The sequence below is a fragment of the Microbacterium oxydans genome (assembly GCF_006540085.1).
GTDB classification, from domain to species: Bacteria; Actinomycetota; Actinomycetes; order Actinomycetales; family Microbacteriaceae; genus Microbacterium; species Microbacterium oxydans.
Genome location: NZ_BJOG01000004.1, coordinates 391,860 through 407,461, shown reverse-complemented (window position 1 = coordinate 407,461; position 15,602 = coordinate 391,860). Strand labels below are relative to the sequence as shown.

At 67.4% G+C, this 15,602-nt stretch carries 13 protein-coding genes; 7 read left to right on the top strand and 6 right to left on the bottom strand.

Features of this window, described 5'->3' with window-relative positions; genetic code table 11:
• Positions 1 to 122: 122 nt before the first annotated feature.
• Complete coding sequence (locus tag MOX01_RS09910) at positions 123 to 1,064, bottom strand: proteasome assembly chaperone family protein (protein WP_141369467.1); 942 nt, start codon at positions 1,062 to 1,064, stop codon at positions 123 to 125.
• A gap of 113 nt (positions 1,065 to 1,177) precedes the next feature.
• Between MOX01_RS09910 and MOX01_RS09905 the strand changes: the two genes are divergently transcribed.
• The 3 genes from MOX01_RS09905 to sucB all read left to right on the top strand — a co-directional run bounded on the left by MOX01_RS09905 (position 1,178) and on the right by sucB (position 5,864).
• Complete coding sequence (locus tag MOX01_RS09905; RefSeq protein WP_141369465.1) at positions 1,178 to 2,650, top strand: leucyl aminopeptidase; 1,473 nt, start codon at positions 1,178 to 1,180, stop codon at positions 2,648 to 2,650.
• Between the two features lie 3 nt (positions 2,651 to 2,653).
• Positions 2,654 to 4,027, top strand: a complete 1,374-nt coding sequence (gene lpdA / locus MOX01_RS09900; RefSeq protein WP_058631770.1) for a dihydrolipoyl dehydrogenase — start codon at positions 2,654 to 2,656, stop codon at positions 4,025 to 4,027.
• Positions 4,028 to 4,094: 67 nt separating this feature from the next.
• Positions 4,095 to 5,864, top strand: coding sequence for a 2-oxoglutarate dehydrogenase, E2 component, dihydrolipoamide succinyltransferase (gene sucB / locus MOX01_RS09895; RefSeq protein ID WP_141369463.1), 1,770 nt, complete (start codon positions 4,095 to 4,097; stop codon positions 5,862 to 5,864).
• A gap of 10 nt (positions 5,865 to 5,874) precedes the next feature.
• On the opposite strand, the gene MOX01_RS09890 is transcribed toward sucB, so the two are convergent.
• Complete coding sequence (locus MOX01_RS09890; RefSeq protein ID WP_141369461.1) at positions 5,875 to 7,335, bottom strand: hypothetical protein; 1,461 nt, start codon at positions 7,333 to 7,335, stop codon at positions 5,875 to 5,877.
• Between the two features lie 162 nt (positions 7,336 to 7,497).
• On the opposite strand from MOX01_RS09890, the gene MOX01_RS09885 reads away from it, so the two are divergent.
• The gene (locus MOX01_RS09885) at positions 7,498 to 8,208 is read left to right on the top strand and encodes a DUF4191 domain-containing protein (protein WP_141369459.1); all 711 of its coding nucleotides are present in this window, start codon (positions 7,498 to 7,500) and stop codon (positions 8,206 to 8,208) included.
• 64 nt (positions 8,209 to 8,272) lie between these two features.
• Here MOX01_RS09885 and MOX01_RS09880 read toward each other — a convergent pair whose 3' ends face one another.
• Positions 8,273 to 9,460 (bottom strand): RimK family alpha-L-glutamate ligase, encoded by a 1,188-nt coding sequence (locus tag MOX01_RS09880; RefSeq protein ID WP_045264814.1) that lies wholly within the window; start codon positions 9,458 to 9,460, stop codon positions 8,273 to 8,275.
• Between the two features lie 20 nt (positions 9,461 to 9,480).
• On the opposite strand from MOX01_RS09880, the gene MOX01_RS09875 reads away from it, so the two are divergent.
• Positions 9,481 to 9,972 carry an ATP-dependent zinc protease family protein gene (locus MOX01_RS09875; protein WP_171010949.1) on the top strand — a complete coding sequence of 164 codons (492 nt, stop codon included), beginning with the start codon at positions 9,481 to 9,483 and terminating at the stop codon, positions 9,970 to 9,972.
• Between the two features lie 18 nt (positions 9,973 to 9,990).
• Here MOX01_RS09875 and MOX01_RS09870 read toward each other — a convergent pair whose 3' ends face one another.
• On the bottom strand, positions 9,991 to 10,419 hold the full coding sequence (locus MOX01_RS09870) for an RDD family protein (protein ID WP_046749103.1): 429 nt from the start codon (positions 10,417 to 10,419) through the stop codon (positions 9,991 to 9,993).
• A gap of 147 nt (positions 10,420 to 10,566) precedes the next feature.
• Between MOX01_RS09870 and glnA the strand changes: the two genes are divergently transcribed.
• Positions 10,567 to 11,991, top strand: coding sequence for a type I glutamate--ammonia ligase (gene glnA / locus MOX01_RS09865; protein ID WP_046749104.1), 1,425 nt, complete (start codon positions 10,567 to 10,569; stop codon positions 11,989 to 11,991).
• A gap of 73 nt (positions 11,992 to 12,064) precedes the next feature.
• Here the strand turns inward: glnA and MOX01_RS09860 are convergent, their stop codons facing one another.
• Entirely contained in the window at positions 12,065 to 13,396 is a 1,332-nt protein-coding gene (locus MOX01_RS09860) for a DUF1254 domain-containing protein (RefSeq protein ID WP_141369457.1), read from the bottom strand.
• Between the two features lie 129 nt (positions 13,397 to 13,525).
• Between MOX01_RS09860 and MOX01_RS09855 the strand changes: the two genes are divergently transcribed.
• Positions 13,526 to 14,650, top strand: a complete 1,125-nt coding sequence (locus MOX01_RS09855; protein WP_230977899.1) for an AI-2E family transporter — start codon at positions 13,526 to 13,528, stop codon at positions 14,648 to 14,650.
• Between the two features lie 23 nt (positions 14,651 to 14,673).
• Here MOX01_RS09855 and MOX01_RS09850 read toward each other — a convergent pair whose 3' ends face one another.
• The gene (locus MOX01_RS09850; protein ID WP_141369456.1) at positions 14,674 to 15,594 is read right to left on the bottom strand and encodes a diacylglycerol/lipid kinase family protein; all 921 of its coding nucleotides are present in this window, start codon (positions 15,592 to 15,594) and stop codon (positions 14,674 to 14,676) included.
• Positions 15,595 to 15,602: the final 8 nt, after the last annotated feature.

Below are 15,602 nucleotides of genomic sequence, written 5' to 3'. Positions count from 1 at the left end.
CCCTTGTCAAGTCCAGTGCTCGAAAACACTGATTGACAACGGGTCAGAGTCCTAGTATCGCACACGTGTGGCGATGCGGACGCATTCCGGCGAACTTCGCGCGAATCCCGCTGCGCGCCACCTCAGCCGCGGCCCGGCTTGTCTTCGTCGCCGGACGGCCGAGAGGCCAGGTAACGCTCCAACTCGGCCGCGAGCTCATCGGCGCTCGGGAGGTCCCGTTCGCTGAAACCTCCCTCGTCGTAGGAGTCGTCGTCGGGGTTGCGCCCCGCCATGTAGGCGTCGTACCGGCGCTCGAGGTTGTGGACCATCTGCTGCAGCTCGTCGTTCCCGGCGACCTGCTCATCGACGCGTGCCAGATAGTCCTCGCGGCGCTCCAGGACGGAATCCAGGATGAGGACGAGACCCGTCGACGCCATCAGACGCTCCGCTGCCGCGATGACGGCATCGGGGTTCTCCGTCTCCGCGAGGTAATGCGGCACGAGCAGGACGAAGCCCACCGAGGCATCCCCACGCTCGACGAATCGGAACTCGAGGAGGTGACCGGCAGTCGCAGGCACCTGCGTGCGCGGACGCCATACGGAGTGCGCCACGGTCAGGTCACGCCGATTCCCGCTGACCGTCGTGCCGATCGGACGCGTGTGCGGAACGGGCATCGCGATCGAGTGCACCCAGTGCAGTCCCGAGACCTCGAACTCCGCCGCGAGGGCGAGCACCGTGCTCGCGAAACGATTCCATGCGAAATCCGGCTCGTATCCGGCGAGCAGCAGGAACGGACGACCGAGTGCGTCCGTCGCGAGCGACAGTTCGAGCCTCGGCGGCTTGAACTCGGTCAGGTGGTCCTGGTCGAAGGAGATCACAGGGCGGCGCGCCCGATAGTCGAGCAGTGCGTCGTTGTCGAACACGACGACGGGCTCAGGGGATGCGGTCTCCCGAAGGTGATCGATCAAGCCGGAGACGGCGCTTCCCGCGTCCGTGAAACCGGTCAGAAGCAGCACCAACGGCAGGCCGTGCGGCACTGTCGGCGCATTCGCGACGCGTTCATGGATCTCACCGGAGAAGGGCATGTGTCCATGCTACGAGCAGCCGCCTACCCGGGGGCGCGGCGCATCATGCTGAGAGCGAACACGCGCAGAGTGGGCGGACGACCATGGTGTGGCGGAGATCCTAGGATGGAGGCATGACGCTTCCCGTGCTCTCGCACACCACCGATCAGTTCCCCGGAAGCGCTGCAGATGCCGCAGTGCTCATCGTCGCCGCTCTCCCCGATTCGGCGGAGTCACTGGCCGGCTACCCCGGACTCGCCGATGCGCTGGCCGGCGTCGGATTCACCGGTTCGGTCGGATCGTTCACCCGCGTGTTCGTCCCCGAGGTGACGTCTTCGCCGTTCGCGGTGGTCGGCGTCGGCAGCTCGCCGGACGCTGCTGCCGTGCGCAACGCGGCAGGTACGGCGCTGCGTACGCTCACCGGCTTCGAGCACGTCGCGGTGGCTCTCGCCGACGGCCTCGAATCGTTCGCCGCTGCGGCGGCCGAGGGTGCGGTGCTCGGCGGGCACAAGTTCGACGGCTACCGCACGGAGAAGGGCAAGGGGCGCGCCACGTCGATCACGCTCCATGCCGCGGTCGACGACGACGACGTCGAATACGCACAGGTCCTGGGAGACGCGGTAGCGCTCATCAAGGATCTCGTGAACGTGCCCGCAGAGTGGCAGAGTCCGGCACAGCTCGCGCAGAGCGCCGCCGACAGCGTGGCCGACCTCGACGTCACGGTCGAGATCCTCGACGAGAAGGCTCTTGCCGAGCAGGGCTTCGGCGGCATCCTCGGCGTCGGTCAGGGGTCGGATCGCCCTCCGCGTCTCGTCCGTCTCGACTACTCCCCCGCCGACGCCTCACGGCACATCGCCCTGGTCGGCAAGGGCATCACGTTCGACACCGGTGGCCTTTCCCTGAAGCCGGCTGCCTCGATGGTCGGCATGAAGTTCGACATGGCCGGCGCGGCGACCTCTCTCGCCGCGATCCGCGCCATCGCCACACTGGGCCTCCCGGTCCGCGTGACCGCGTGGCTGTGCATCACCGACAACATGCCGTCGGGGCGCGCGCTGCGCCCTGGCGATGTCATCCGCATCCTCGACGGGACCACCGTCGAGGTCCAGAACACCGACGCCGAGGGGCGACTCGTGCTCGCCGACGGTCTCGTCGCCGCGAGCCGTGAGAACCCGGACGTCATCATCGATGTGGCGACTCTCACCGGCGCCATCGTCGCCGCACTGGGCCACCGGCACACCGGCGTCTTCGGCGACGTCGACACTGTTTCCTCGTTCATGTCGGCGACCGCTCAGGTCGACGAGCCGGCGTGGCACATGCCGCTGCCGGACTACATGGAGGAGTCGCTCGAGTCCCCCATCGCCGACCTGCAGAACGCGAACATGGGCGACAGGATGGGCGGTGCGTCCTACGCAGGCCTGTTCCTGCGCCGCTTCGTCGGTCGCACCTCTGACGCCGAGGACGCCCCGCGCATCCCGTGGGTGCACCTCGACATCGCGGGATCCGGCGAACACGCCGGCGCCCCGTACGGCTTCACCGAGAAGGGCCCAACGGGGGCGATGGTCCGATCGATCGTCGCCTTCGCCGCAGCATCCCACACGGAGGCATGACCTATGACAACCCACACCTTCGACATCGTCGTCCTGGGCGGCGGCAGCGGCGGTTATGCCGCGGCGTTGCGCGCGAGTGAGCTCGGCAAGTCCGTCGCGCTGATCGAGAAGGACAAGGTCGGCGGAACCTGCCTGCACCGGGGATGCATACCGACCAAAGCGCTGCTGCATGCCGCAGAGGTGGCCGAGCACGTGCGCGATGCCGCATCCGTCGGCGTCACCGCGAGCCTGGAGGGCATCGATCCGGCGGGGGTGCGCACGTACCGCGAAGGCATAGTCGCCAAGAAGTTCAAGGGACTGGAGGGGCTGGTCAAGGCGCGTGGGATCACCACCGTCAGCGGACTCGGCCGCCTGAACCCCGACCACAGCGTCAGCGTCGGAGACGACGTGTACGTGGGCACGGACGTCGTGCTCGCGACCGGCTCGTACAGCCGCTCGCTTCCCGGCTTGGAGATCGGCGGGCGGATCCTCACGAGCGAGCAGGCACTCGCCCTCGACGTGATCCCCGAGCGCGTACTGATCCTCGGCGGCGGCGTGATCGGGGTCGAGTTCGCGAGCGTGTGGCGGTCGTTCGGCTCCGAGGTCACGATCATCGAGGCTCTGCCGCACCTCGTCCCGAACGAGGACATCGCTCTCAGCAAGGGTCTGGAGCGTGCGTTCCGGCGCCGCGGCATCCAGTACTCCCTCGGAACCCGATTCCAGGGTGCGGTCCAGGATGGGACATCCGTCACCGTGACCCTCGAAGACGGCAAGGAGTTCACGGCCGACTACCTCCTCGTGGCCGTCGGGCGCGGTCCGGTCACCTCCGACCTCGGATTCGAGGAGGCTGGCGTGACGCTCGACCGCGGTTTCGTGACCGTCGATGACAACCTGCGCACCGGAGTCCCTGGCGTGTGGGCGGTCGGAGACATCGTGCCCGGTCTGCAGCTCGCACATCGCGGGTTCCAACAGGGCATCGCCGTCGCCGAGCGCATCGCGGGGCTGTCCCCCGTGAACATCCCCGACTCGCAGATCCCCAAGGTCACGTACTCGAGCCCGGAGGTCGCTTCGGTCGGGGTGACCGAAGAGGCAGCGGTCGCCGCACACGGTGCCGACGCGGTCATCGCCTACGAGTACAACCTCGCCGGCAATGGCAAGAGCGAGATCATCGGGACGGGCGGGCTCGTGAAGGTCGTCCGCCTCAAGGACGGCCCCGTCGTCGGCGTCCACCTGCTCGGCGACCGCGTCGGCGAGCTCATCACGGAAGGACAGCTCGCCGTCGCCTGGGAGGCGCACCCGGAGGACATCGCGCCCCTGATCCACGCCCACCCGACCCAGAGCGAGGCCCTCGGGGAAGCCTTCCTCGCCCTGGCCGGCAAGCCCCTGCACGCCCTCTGAGCACCAACCGGTGCCCGAGTCACTAAGCTAGACAAGCGTCATACAACTTCTTGAAGGAGACTCAGTCATGAGCACATCCGTCGTCCTCCCCGCTCTCGGCGAGAGCGTCACAGAGGGTACGGTCACCCGCTGGCTCAAGCAGGTGGGAGACACCGTGCAGGCGGACGAGGGCCTGCTCGAGATCTCGACCGACAAGGTCGACACCGAGATCCCCTCCCCCGTCAGCGGCGTGATCGAGGAGATCCTCGTGGCCGAAGACGAGACCGTCGAGGTCGGCGCGCTCCTCGCGCGCATCGGCGACGGCAGCGGAGCGGCTCCCGCCGCAGACGCGCCCGCAGCCGCGGCACCTGAAGCCGAGGCCGCACCCGCCGAGGCTGCCCCCGCGCAGGCCGCACCTGCGGAGAACGCCGCTCCGGCTGCTCCCGCACCGTCGGCAGAAGCACCGGCGCCCGCCGCAGAGGCCGCTCCTGCCGCACCCGCGGGCGACACCACCGACATCGTGCTCCCCGAGCTGGGCGAGAGCGTCACCGAGGGCACCGTCACCCGGTGGCTCAAGCAGGTCGGCGACAGCGTCGCCGTAGACGAGGCTCTTCTGGAGATCTCCACCGACAAGGTCGACACCGAGATCCCGTCGCCGGTTGCCGGTGTGGTTCAGGAGATCGTGGCCGGCGAGGACGAGACGGTCGCCGTCGGCGCCGTGCTCGCACGCGTCGGCTCCGGCGCTGCCCCCGCCGCTGAGACCCCGGCTCCCGCGCCCGCAGCCGAGGCACCCGCTGCGCCTGCGGCTCCCGCGCCCGCCCCCGCAGCCGAAGCGCCCGCTGCTCCGGCTCCTGCCGCCGCTCCGGCTCCTGCCGCCGCTCCGGCTCCTGCGGCTGCTCCGGCTCCCGCCGCTGCGACGCCAGCCGAGGCGAAGCTCGCGCTCCCGACCGAGAGCGACAACCTCTACGTCACACCGCTCGTGCGTCGTCTGGCCTCCCAGCAGGGAGTGGACCTGGCTTCCGTCACCGGAACCGGTGTCGGCGGTCGCATCCGCAAGGAAGATGTCCTGAAGGCTGCGGAGACGGCGGCGGCAGCGCCCGCCGCCGCGGCTCCTGCTGCTCCCGCGCCGCTCGAGGTCTCGCCGTTGCGCGGCACGACACAGCCGATGTCGCGGCTTCGCAAGGTCCTCGCGAAGCGTGCCGTCGAGTCGATGCAGCAGACGGCCCAGCTGACCACGGTCGTCGAGGTCGATGTCACCGCACTCGCCGACTACCGCGACAGCGTGAAGGCTTCTTTCCTCGAGAAGACGGGTGACAAGCTCTCCTTCCTGCCGTTCTTCGCGCTCGCAACCGCAGAAGCGCTGCAGGCGTTCCCGATCGTGAACGCGACGGTCGACGGCGAGAACATCGTCTACCCGGCCAGCGAGAACGTCTCGATCGCCGTCGACACCGAGCGTGGACTGCTCACGCCGGTGCTGCGCGACGCCGCCTCGAAGAACATCGCGCAGATCGCGCACGAGATCGCCGATCTGGCTGCTCGCACCCGCGACAACAAGCTGAAGCCCGACGAGCTGGCCGGCGGAACTTTCACGCTGACCAACACGGGCTCCCGCGGCGCGCTGTTCGACACGCCTGTGGTCTTCCTCCCGCAGTCGGCGATCCTGGGCACCGGTACCGTCGTCAAGCGCCCCGGACTCGTCAAGGTGGGCGGCGCGGATGCGATCGCCGTCCGGTCCTACGTGTACCTCGCGCTGTCCTACGACCACCGGATCATCGACGGCGCAGACGCGGCACGCTTCCTCGGCGCCGTGAAGGCCCGCCTCGAGGCTGCGCAGTTCGCCGCTCAGCTCGGAGCCTGACCGACACGAGTCATCCTGGCTGATCCGCGACGTCATAGACGTCGCGGATCAGCCATTTCTCGTCTGTGCGGAAAAGGACGACGATAGTCTCGTCCGAGGACGCGGCGTCGGCCATCCCCGCATCGCTCTCGGGGATCGCACGCAATCGCATGACCGCCACGTCGCCGTAGGCATCGACCAGCTCGGGTGCCGTCGGAACGCGGGGCTTCGCGCTGAGCGCATCGACGATCCCCTCCGCATTCCCGGCCACGGCGCTCTGACACGCGCCGTCTCCATCGGCGCTGCACTGCGCGATGATCCGCAGGAGCGCTGACAGCGCCGCGACGGGATCTTCGGCCGCAGCAGACCTCGGCTGCGTGGCCTCGCTCTCCGCAACATCCGTCGCACGGGGCGTCGGGACGTCGGACGCCTCCCCGGAGGATGCCGGCGCCGGTGTGTCCGTGTTGCCGGGCGCGCCACGGGCGCTTGTCTCCGACTCACCACCGGGAAGGAGCAGTCCTCCCACCAGCACAGCCGCTGCGGCGCCTCCCGCGATGGCAAGGGAACGCAGACGGACCTTCGAACGAGCCGTCGATCGCTCGCGTCCCCTCCTCGGCCGTGTGGATCGTCGGTGAGGATGTTGCGCCCCTCTCTCCGAGCGCGCGCGCAGCTCGATGATCGCCTTCTGCACCACGTCGACGATCGCGCTGATGGCGCGGGTGCGACCCGCGTCCCGATGGCGGACCCGGTCCGCGCGCAGGAGCGGCGCTCTCTCCCGAGCCACGGCGACGCGGGGACCGACCGCCCGAGCGACATCCCGAGCCCGCTCCGGGGTGTGGAACTCGCGCCGGAGAGGCTGCGGCGCAGCGACGTCGAGCACCATGGTCTCCCATGCCTCCGTGAGCTTGCGAGGCAGACGCGGCTGAGCGAGAGTCTTGTGCAGCCCCTCTCCGATGCCCGACAGGGCGCGACGGACCACCTTGTCCGCGGTCTGATCGCCGAGAAGCTCGACGAGCTCCACCACACCGGCCCTGACATCGGCGCCCTCCCCGATGACGAAGACAGGCCGCCCACCGTCGGTGAGCCACCACGTGCCCGTGTGCACCCCATCGATCCCTTCTCCCAACTCGTCGAGTCCACGAAGGAGGCTGACGACGAGAGTGCTGATCTCCCCCGCAGTGATGCCCGATCCCGCTGCCTCTCGACGGCCCAGGTATCCGCGCACCCGATCCGTGCACCACGGGAGCAACGCGTCGTGACCATCCCGGCGCCGGCTGACGTCGATGGGAGCGGCGATGTGTTCCGTCCCCGAGTAGCGCCATCCCGCCCATCCGCCGAGGCGCGCGACATCCACTCTGACGACCACCTCATCGCCGTGGGTCACGAGCGTGCCCGAGAAGGGCCCCTCCGCGGGATCGAGGGTGCGCACCACACGGTGCGCCCGCGGAACGAGCGGCGTTCCTCGACCGTCGTCGATCGCGATGTCTTCCATTCCTCCATCTCACCGCGGAGATCCTCCCGGAAGCCGCCAGGGCGGAGCGTCGGGACGGATCCTCTCTGATGCCTCTGCAGTGCAGGAGGAGTGGAATCCGGCCGCTCCGCTCCACGCGAACGCCGACATCACGAGGTCGTCAGACTCGGTAGGCTGGTGCTCATGGCAAAGCGTGCTCCTGAACCCGAAAAGCGTCCTGGGTTCTTCTCCCAGATCAAGTCCCTCTTCCGGTTCACACGTGAGGCCTACTCCTGGCTGCCGTGGGCACAGGCTGCGATCCTCATCGGCGGCGTCCTGCTCGGGCTCGTCGCGGGTTATCTGATCCCTCCCTTCCAGGTATGGACGCTCGTCCTGTGGGGCATCACGGGTCTGATGCTCGGCATCCTCGGCGCCCTGTTCCTGATGACGCGGCTCTCGACCTCTGCCATGTACAGCAAGATCGACGGCATGCCCGGTGCGACCGGCCACGTGCTGAGCACCAGCCTTGGTCGCAGTTGGCAGGCCTCGGAGACTCCCGTCGGCATCAACCCGAAGACGCAGGAAGCTGTCTACCGCACCATCGGCCGCGGCGGCATCGTCATCGTCGGCGAAGGCGCACGCGGACGACTGACCCGTCTCGTGAACGAGGAGCGCAGCAAGGCCCAGCGCGTCGCGCACGGCGTCCCGATCACCGTTCTGTACGTCGGACACGGTGACGACGAAGTCGCGATCGCCGACCTCTCGAAGACGATCAAGAAGCTCCCCAAGGCGATCGACAAGGCGACGATGGCCGCGGTCATCCGTCGCGTCGACTCGGTGTCGCAGTCGCTTTCCTCGCTGCCGATCCCGAAGGGCATCGACCCGACGAAGGTGCGCTCTCAGCGTCCGCGCTGATCGCACGCACCGCACGACTCAAGAGCGCGGCCGTCCTCCTTCGAGGACGGCCGCGCTCTCTCGTTCACTCGGAGAGCGGCTGCCGAGGCAGACGACGGACTTTCGCCCGACGACGCCGACGTTCCGGGACCATCGATCGCATCTCGTCGAGCTTGCCGAAGCAGAACAGCCGGTCGTCGGCTTCGAGCACGACGTGCTTGCGGGGATTCGGGATCACGCTGACGCCGCGGTGCAGCGTGAGGACCGTGATGTCCCGCTCCCACAGTCCCGCCTCGCCCAGCGTCTTCCCGACCAGGTCGACCGCACCGTGCACCATGAGCTCGGCGACACCGTAGCCCGTCGAGACCGTGAGACGCTGGCGCACGTCGATCTCAGGGAAAGCGACCTGCCCCGCGATGTAGTCGATGATGGCACCAGCGACATCGAGCTTCGTCGCGGTCTCGATGCCCTGGAGTCCGGGCGAGGAGTTGACCTCCATGACCAGCGGACCGTCTTCGCCCTCGAGCATGTCGACACCCGCGACCCGCAGGCCCATGATCTGCGCCGAGCGCACCGCCGCGCGCTCGTAGACGGGATCGAGTTCGACCGCCTCGACGGACCCTCCTCGGTGCACGTTCGATCGGAACTCGTCACCGGCAGCGGAACGTCGCATCGCGGCGACGACGCGGTCGCCGACGACCAGCGCTCTGATGTCGCGTCCGCGGCTCTCCGCGATGAACTTCTGGATCAGCACGTTCTGCTTGGTCGAGTGCAGGGTCTCGATGATCGCCTCGGCGACCTTCACCTGCGGAGCGAGGATCACCCCGATTCCCTGGGTGCCCTCGAGCAGCTTGATGACGACCGGGGCTCCGCCGACCCGTTCGATCGCCGGTCGCACATCCGCGCGGTTGCGCACGAAGGCCGTCGGCGGCATCGCGATGTTGTGGCGCGAGAGGATCTGATTCGCGCGGAGCTTGTCACGGGCGCTCGAGATGCCGTTGGCGGTGTTCGGCGTGTAGACGTCCATCTGCTCGAACTGACGCACGACGGCCGTGCCGAAGTAGGTGATCGAGTTCCCGATGCGAGGGAGGATCGCGTCGTAGTCGCTGAGCTGTCGTCCGCGGTAATGCAGGTCCGGTTCATCGGCCGTGAGGTCGATGGCGAAGCGCAGCGTGTTGAGCACCTTGACGTTGTGCCCTCGTTGGAGCGCGGCTGCACGCAGACGCTGGGTGGAGTACGCCTGCGGCGCGCGGGAGAGCACTGCGATCTTCACGGGGGGTTTTTCCTGCCAGGATGTATCAGGTGAGTAGGACTACCCCCCATTCAAACACCCTTACGGGGTGGCGAGAATGGGTGAGCCTGCCCGATCTCGGGGTGGATTGGCTGAAGGCCAAGATCGACACGGGTGCGCGCACCTCATCGCTGCACGCTTTCGACATCGTGGAGTTCGAGCAGGACGACGAGCCCTGGGTCCGTTTCAAGGTCAAACCCTGGCAGGACAGCCAGGAGGACGCGGTCGTGGTCGAGTGCCCGATCCACGACCGTCGTGCCGTGCGGAGCTCGTCAGGGCATGCCCAGGAGCGGCTCGTGGTCGAGCTTCTGATCCGGCTCGTGGATCGCGAAGTGCTCGCGGAGGTCACGCTGAGCAACCGTGACGAGATGGGCTTCCGGATGCTCATCGGGCGTGAAGCCCTGCGCCGCGGCTACATCGTCGACCCCGCCCGTTCCTTCCTCGGCGGACGAGCACCGCGCGAGGCGCGTCGGCGCAACCGCGGCCGCGACTGACTCCGTCGGGCGGAGCCGTCAGGTGCGGATGAGAACCGTGCCGACCGCCTTGTCGTGCAGACCGCGCTGGTCGGCGTCCCAGATCACGGCGGGTACGACGACCACGAGCAGGAGCGTGCGGACGATCGGGCGCCACAGCCCGACCCAGCTCCCGTCGAGACGGGCGAGACGCATGCCGAGGATGCGGTGCCCCGGGCTGCCGCCTGCGGTCGGGATGAAGACGATCTGCAGCACGGCGAACACCAGCATCGGGGCGAACTGGGTCAGACCCGCTTCCGTCGGCAGGGCGAACTGATTGAACCCGAGGAATCCGGTGGCGATGATCGTCGCCGCCGTGTAATCGATCAGAAGGGCGCCGATCCGGCGGCCGGGACGGGCGATGCTCCCCGAACCGGATTCGGGGAGTCCGAGTCGTTCACCGGGGTACGCGTTCACTGCATCCGTCACTCCCCCAGCCTACCGAGCGTGAAATGACGTGCTGACGCCCTCACGCTCGTAACACGCCCGAAACAAAGCGGATACCGTAGAGAAATCCCCCGTCCGTACTCTGCAGAGTGGCCGTGAAGCCATCGATCCGCATTACAGGAGTCGTACATGTTCAAAGATTCGTCCGAGGTACTGACCTACATCAAGGAGAACGACGTCAAGTTCCTTGACATCCGTTTCACCGACCTCCCGGGTGTACAGCAGCACTTCAACATTCCTGCATCGACGGTCGACGAGGCTTTCTTCACCGACGGTCAGCTGTTCGACGGCTCCTCGATCCGCGGCTTCGCGAGCATCCATGAGTCCGACATGCAGCTCATCCCCGACGTCACGACGGCGTACGTCGACCCGTTCCGCGAGGCGAGCACGCTCGTCATGCTCTTCGACATCTACAACCCGCGCACCGGCGAGATCTACTCCAAGGACCCGCGTCAGGTCGCCAAGAAGGCCGAGAAGTACCTGGCCTCGACCGGCATCGCCGACACCGCGTTCTTCGCCCCCGAGGCCGAGTTCTACATCTTCGACGACGTCCGCTACAACGTCACCTCGAACTCCAGCTTCTACAGCGTCGACTCCGAAGAGGGCGCCTGGAACACCGGTCGCGAGGAGGAGGGCGGCAATCTCGGGAACAAGACCCCCTACAAGGGCGGGTACTTCCCGGTCAGCCCGGTCGACAAGACGGCCGACCTCCGTGACGACATCACCCTCAAGCTGATCGACGCCGGTTTCATCCTCGAGCGCTCGCACCACGAGGTCGGCACGGGCGGCCAGCAGGAGATCAACTACCGCTTCGACACCATGGTGCACGCGGCTGACGACATCCTGAAGTTCAAGTACATCGTCAAGAACACGGCCGAGGAGTGGGGCAAGGTCGCGACCTTCATGCCCAAGCCCCTCTACGGTGACAACGGCTCGGGAATGCACACGCACCAGTCGCTGTGGAACGACGGCAAGCCGCTGTTCTACGACGAGGCCGGCTACGGCCAGCTCAGCGACATCGCGCGCTGGTACATCGGCGGCATCCTGGCGCACGCGCCCGCCCTGCTCGCCTTCACCAACCCGACGCTGAACAGCTACCACCGTCTGGTCAAGGGCTTCGAAGCTCCCGTCAACCTGGTCTACTCGGCCGGCAACCGCTCCGCCGCGATCCGTATCCCGATCACGGGCTCGAACCCGAAGGCGAAGCGCATCGAGTTCCGCGCACCGGATGCTTCGGGCAACCCCTACCTCGCCTTCGCCGCGCAGCTCATGGCAGGCCTCGACGGAATCAAGAACCGCATCGAGCCGCACGAGCCGGTCGACAAGGACCTCTACGAGCTTCCCCCCGAGGAGGCCAAGGACATCCCGCAGGTCCCGAACTCGCTGCTCGACTCGCTGGACGCCCTGGCTGCCGACCACCAGTTCCTCCTCGAAGGCGGCGTGTTCACCAAGGAGCTCATCGAGACCTGGATCTCCTACAAGTACGAGAACGAGATCCTGCCGATGGCGCAGCGTCCGCACCCGTTCGAGTACGAGCTGTACTTCGGGGTCTGATCGCCCTTTCGAAGCGACGACGAACGCCCGCCAGGGTCCTCCTGGCGGGCGTTCGTCGTGATCCCGGACGACATCACGCGGTGCGGACGATCGCCGGGGGCTCGTAGGTCCCGTTCAGCACCGCCTCCCCCGGGATGTACATGCGGATGATCGGCCGGAACTCTCCGGACGGCGTCGGCAGCCAGTTGGCCCGCGCCAGGGAGTCCTCGGGTGCGGAATGGCTCATGGTGATGGTCAGCGAGCCGTCGTCTCCATAGACGATTCCCGGCGTCCGGTCCCCGAGCGAATATCGGTCGATCGGGTTGTCCACCAGGAAGAACTCCGGCAACGAGTACATCGTCACGGACCAGAACGCGCCGACCGGGGGCGGCGGCGCGAGGTGGAGGGTGTAGTTCCTCTCCCCGGTGAGCTGCTCCCCGCGATCATCGACGTACGTCATGATGTACGCCGCCTCGTAGCCGTGATTGCCCCAGAGCCCCGCCTTGGCCGATCCTGCTCGCAGAGCCAGGCGCTGAAGCCCCTCGGGTGCTTTCCACTGAGGGTCGTCCAGTGCACCGATCTGGAAGAAGTCGAGGTTGTAGTCGAACACATGCAGAGTCATCTGCCAGCCGTTGATCACGGGAGCGGATCCGGACTGAAGGATCGCATCGAGCGCAGCGCTTCCCTCCGCGAACGCATCCTCGAGACGGGCCACGGCGGTCTCGCCGAGTCCGCCGACCGGAGCCTCGCCGGTGATCCCGAGTTCGACGAACGTGGCCTCGAGCGCACGGTCTCGCGCCGCGCCGGGGAAGGCCCGCGACCACACGCGGAACTGCTCCCAGAAGTCCAGAGCCTCGGATCCCTGCGGCGCGGCGTCGGGAAGCCCCTGTCCGGCAACTCCGCTCAGCGACATCGCGTCCTGCAGCGCGTGAACGGCCGGAAGATCAGCATCGCCGTCGACGGCCCAGCGACCGACGAGCGAGACGACATCCGTCGGCGCATCGATCTCGATGACGTCGGGGACGGCCTGCGTCTCGGACCGAGTCGACGGTCCCCGCAGGACCACGTCCTTCGCCCCTCCGCCTGTCGCACGGGTGCCCACGTACGCGAAGTTGTTCGTCCACGCATCGACGAACTGCATCACGTGATACCGATCCCCCGCGTCCGGCAGATGCAGCCGTACGGGACCAGCGCTCAGATCGATCTGCGCGAAGGAGTACACCGTGTCGTTGTTGATCGAGACGAAGTCGTCGTCTGCGCTCGCGAGCGTGCGGGCGTGGGCGATGGCGTTGAGAGGGGTCGCCGCCATGGTGCCGATGCCGTTCTGCACCGAACGTCGAACCTGTCCGAGATTGAATACCAGCGGGAAGGCATACAGGTAGGCGGTGACGGCGAGGGCGTCGCGGTGGGGAGCGTGTTCGGTCATGGCTCATCTTCTCGTCGAACGAGGGGGCGCGCCAGTGCCCGTTCCCGGCTTGACCCGGTGGACTCGCGAGTGATCAACTGGTGAGTCTGAGCATCGACCGGGGGAACCATGCGCCGTAGAAGAGTCATCGTGAACACCGACGCACACACGCCGGTCGCCGCCGCACCGTCTCAGCCCTCGAACGCGGTCGTCGCATATGCGAGGACCAACCCGTTCATGTTCGGCCTGCTGGGCGCCCTCGGGGTGCTGGTCGCCCTGGCCATCGGCGGAGTGATCGGCCAGCTCGCGACCGTCTTCGTCTACATCGGAGTGGCGGTCTTCCTGGCCCTCGGCCTCGACCCGATCGTCTCGTTCATCGAGAAGAAGCTCCCGCGCGCCGCCGCCGTAGCCATCGTCGTCGCTGCTGTGCTCCTCGCGTTCGCCGGCATCATCCTCGCCATCGTCCCGCTCCTCGTGGAACAGGTCGGCAACCTGATCAAGGACGGGCCGAAGATGGTCGAGGACTTCATGGCCAGCGCCTGGTACAAGGACGTCAGCAGCCAGTTCGGCACCATCGACGACGCCGTTCAGGGCGTCCTCGGGTTCTTCAAGGATCCCAACAACTTCTTCGACATCGGCGGCGGCGTCTTCGCGGTCGGCGCCGGTATCGCCGGCGGGTTCACCGGTGTCACCATCGTCCTGATCCTGACGCTGTACTTCATGGCATCGCTGCGCAGCATGAAGCACCTCGCGGCACGCTTCGTCCCGGCGTACCAGCGGGACACCTTCAGCGGCCTCCTCGAGGACGTCTCCGGGGCCGTGGGCCGCTATGTGATGGGCCAGGCCAGCCTTGCGCTGATCAACGGCATCCTGAGCCTGATCTTCCTCACCATCATCGGCGCGCCCGTTCCGGCGCTGCTCGCACTCATCGCCTTCATCGGGTCGATGATCCCGTTGGTGGGAACGCTGACGGCGTCGATCATCAACTCTCTGATCTGCCTCTTCGTCTCCCCCGTGACGGCGCTCATCGCGATCATCTACTACCTGATCTACATGCAGATCGAGGCCTACATCCTCTCGCCGCGGATCATGAGCAAGGCCGTCGCGGTGCCGGGAGCGCTCGTCGTCATCGCCGCCGTCGCCGGCGGTGCACTCGGCGGTATCCTGGGAGCCCTCGTGGCGATCCCCGTCGCCGCGAGCATCATCATCATCGTGCAGAAGGTGACGTTCCCGGCCCAGGACAGGAAGATCGTCCCGCCGGCATCGGCGCGCTGATCACGGCTCCTACCGGGGCGCCCTCAGCGGACGAGGAGAGCGTCGGCCTCGACGCGGACGTCGAATGCCGAGACCTCGCCCATCTCCTCTCCGTCGATCTCGAACACGAGAGGCGTCTTGAGCTCGACGGAGATGGTCTCCACCGGGAGGTGACGTGCCGAGTCGGTGCTGACGGCCTCATCCGTCGCGCCGAACAGGCGACGGATGCCGTTGTCCCACACGAATGATCGCAGCGTATCGAGCCACTGCAGCGCGCCGTCGGCGCTGATCATCAGCACGTCGAGCTTGCCGTCGTCCAGCACGGCGTCCGGCAGCAGTCTGATGCCGCCCTGCACCATCCCGCAGTTGCCGATCAACATGGTGTGGCCCCGCACCGCGACGGCCTTCTCCCCGTCGATCGTGAGGGTGATGTCGGTCATCTCGGTACCGGCGAGAGCGCGTCCCATGGCCTCGACATAGGCGAGCCAGCCCGCCTTGGACTTGAGGTCGTCGTCGGTCTCCACCAGCATCTGGGCGTCGACCCCGAATCCGACCATCACGGCGAACGCGTGCTCGGTTCCGTCGTACGACACCCAGCCGAGGTCGATGCGACGGGGCTCGGCGTCGCGCACCCGCTCCAGTGCGGCCTTCACGTTGTTCAGCGGTACCTCGAGGTTCCGCGCGAGGAGGTTGCCGGTCCCCTGCGGGACGATCCCGAGCGCAGTCTCGGAACCCGCCAACGACTCGGCGACCGCGCGTACCGTGCCGTCTCCCCCGACGGCGACCACGATGTCGCGGCCGTCTTCACGCGCCTGGCGAGCCATGCCGCGACCCGGGTCCTCGGGGGTCGTCTCCCACCAGCGGATGTCGTACCCGTCGTCGAACACTTCGCTCACCGCGGCTTGCAGGACCTCCTGCTCGACCTTCGAAGGGTTCCAGACGATGCCGATTCGCGCGTTGGTCATATCGTCAG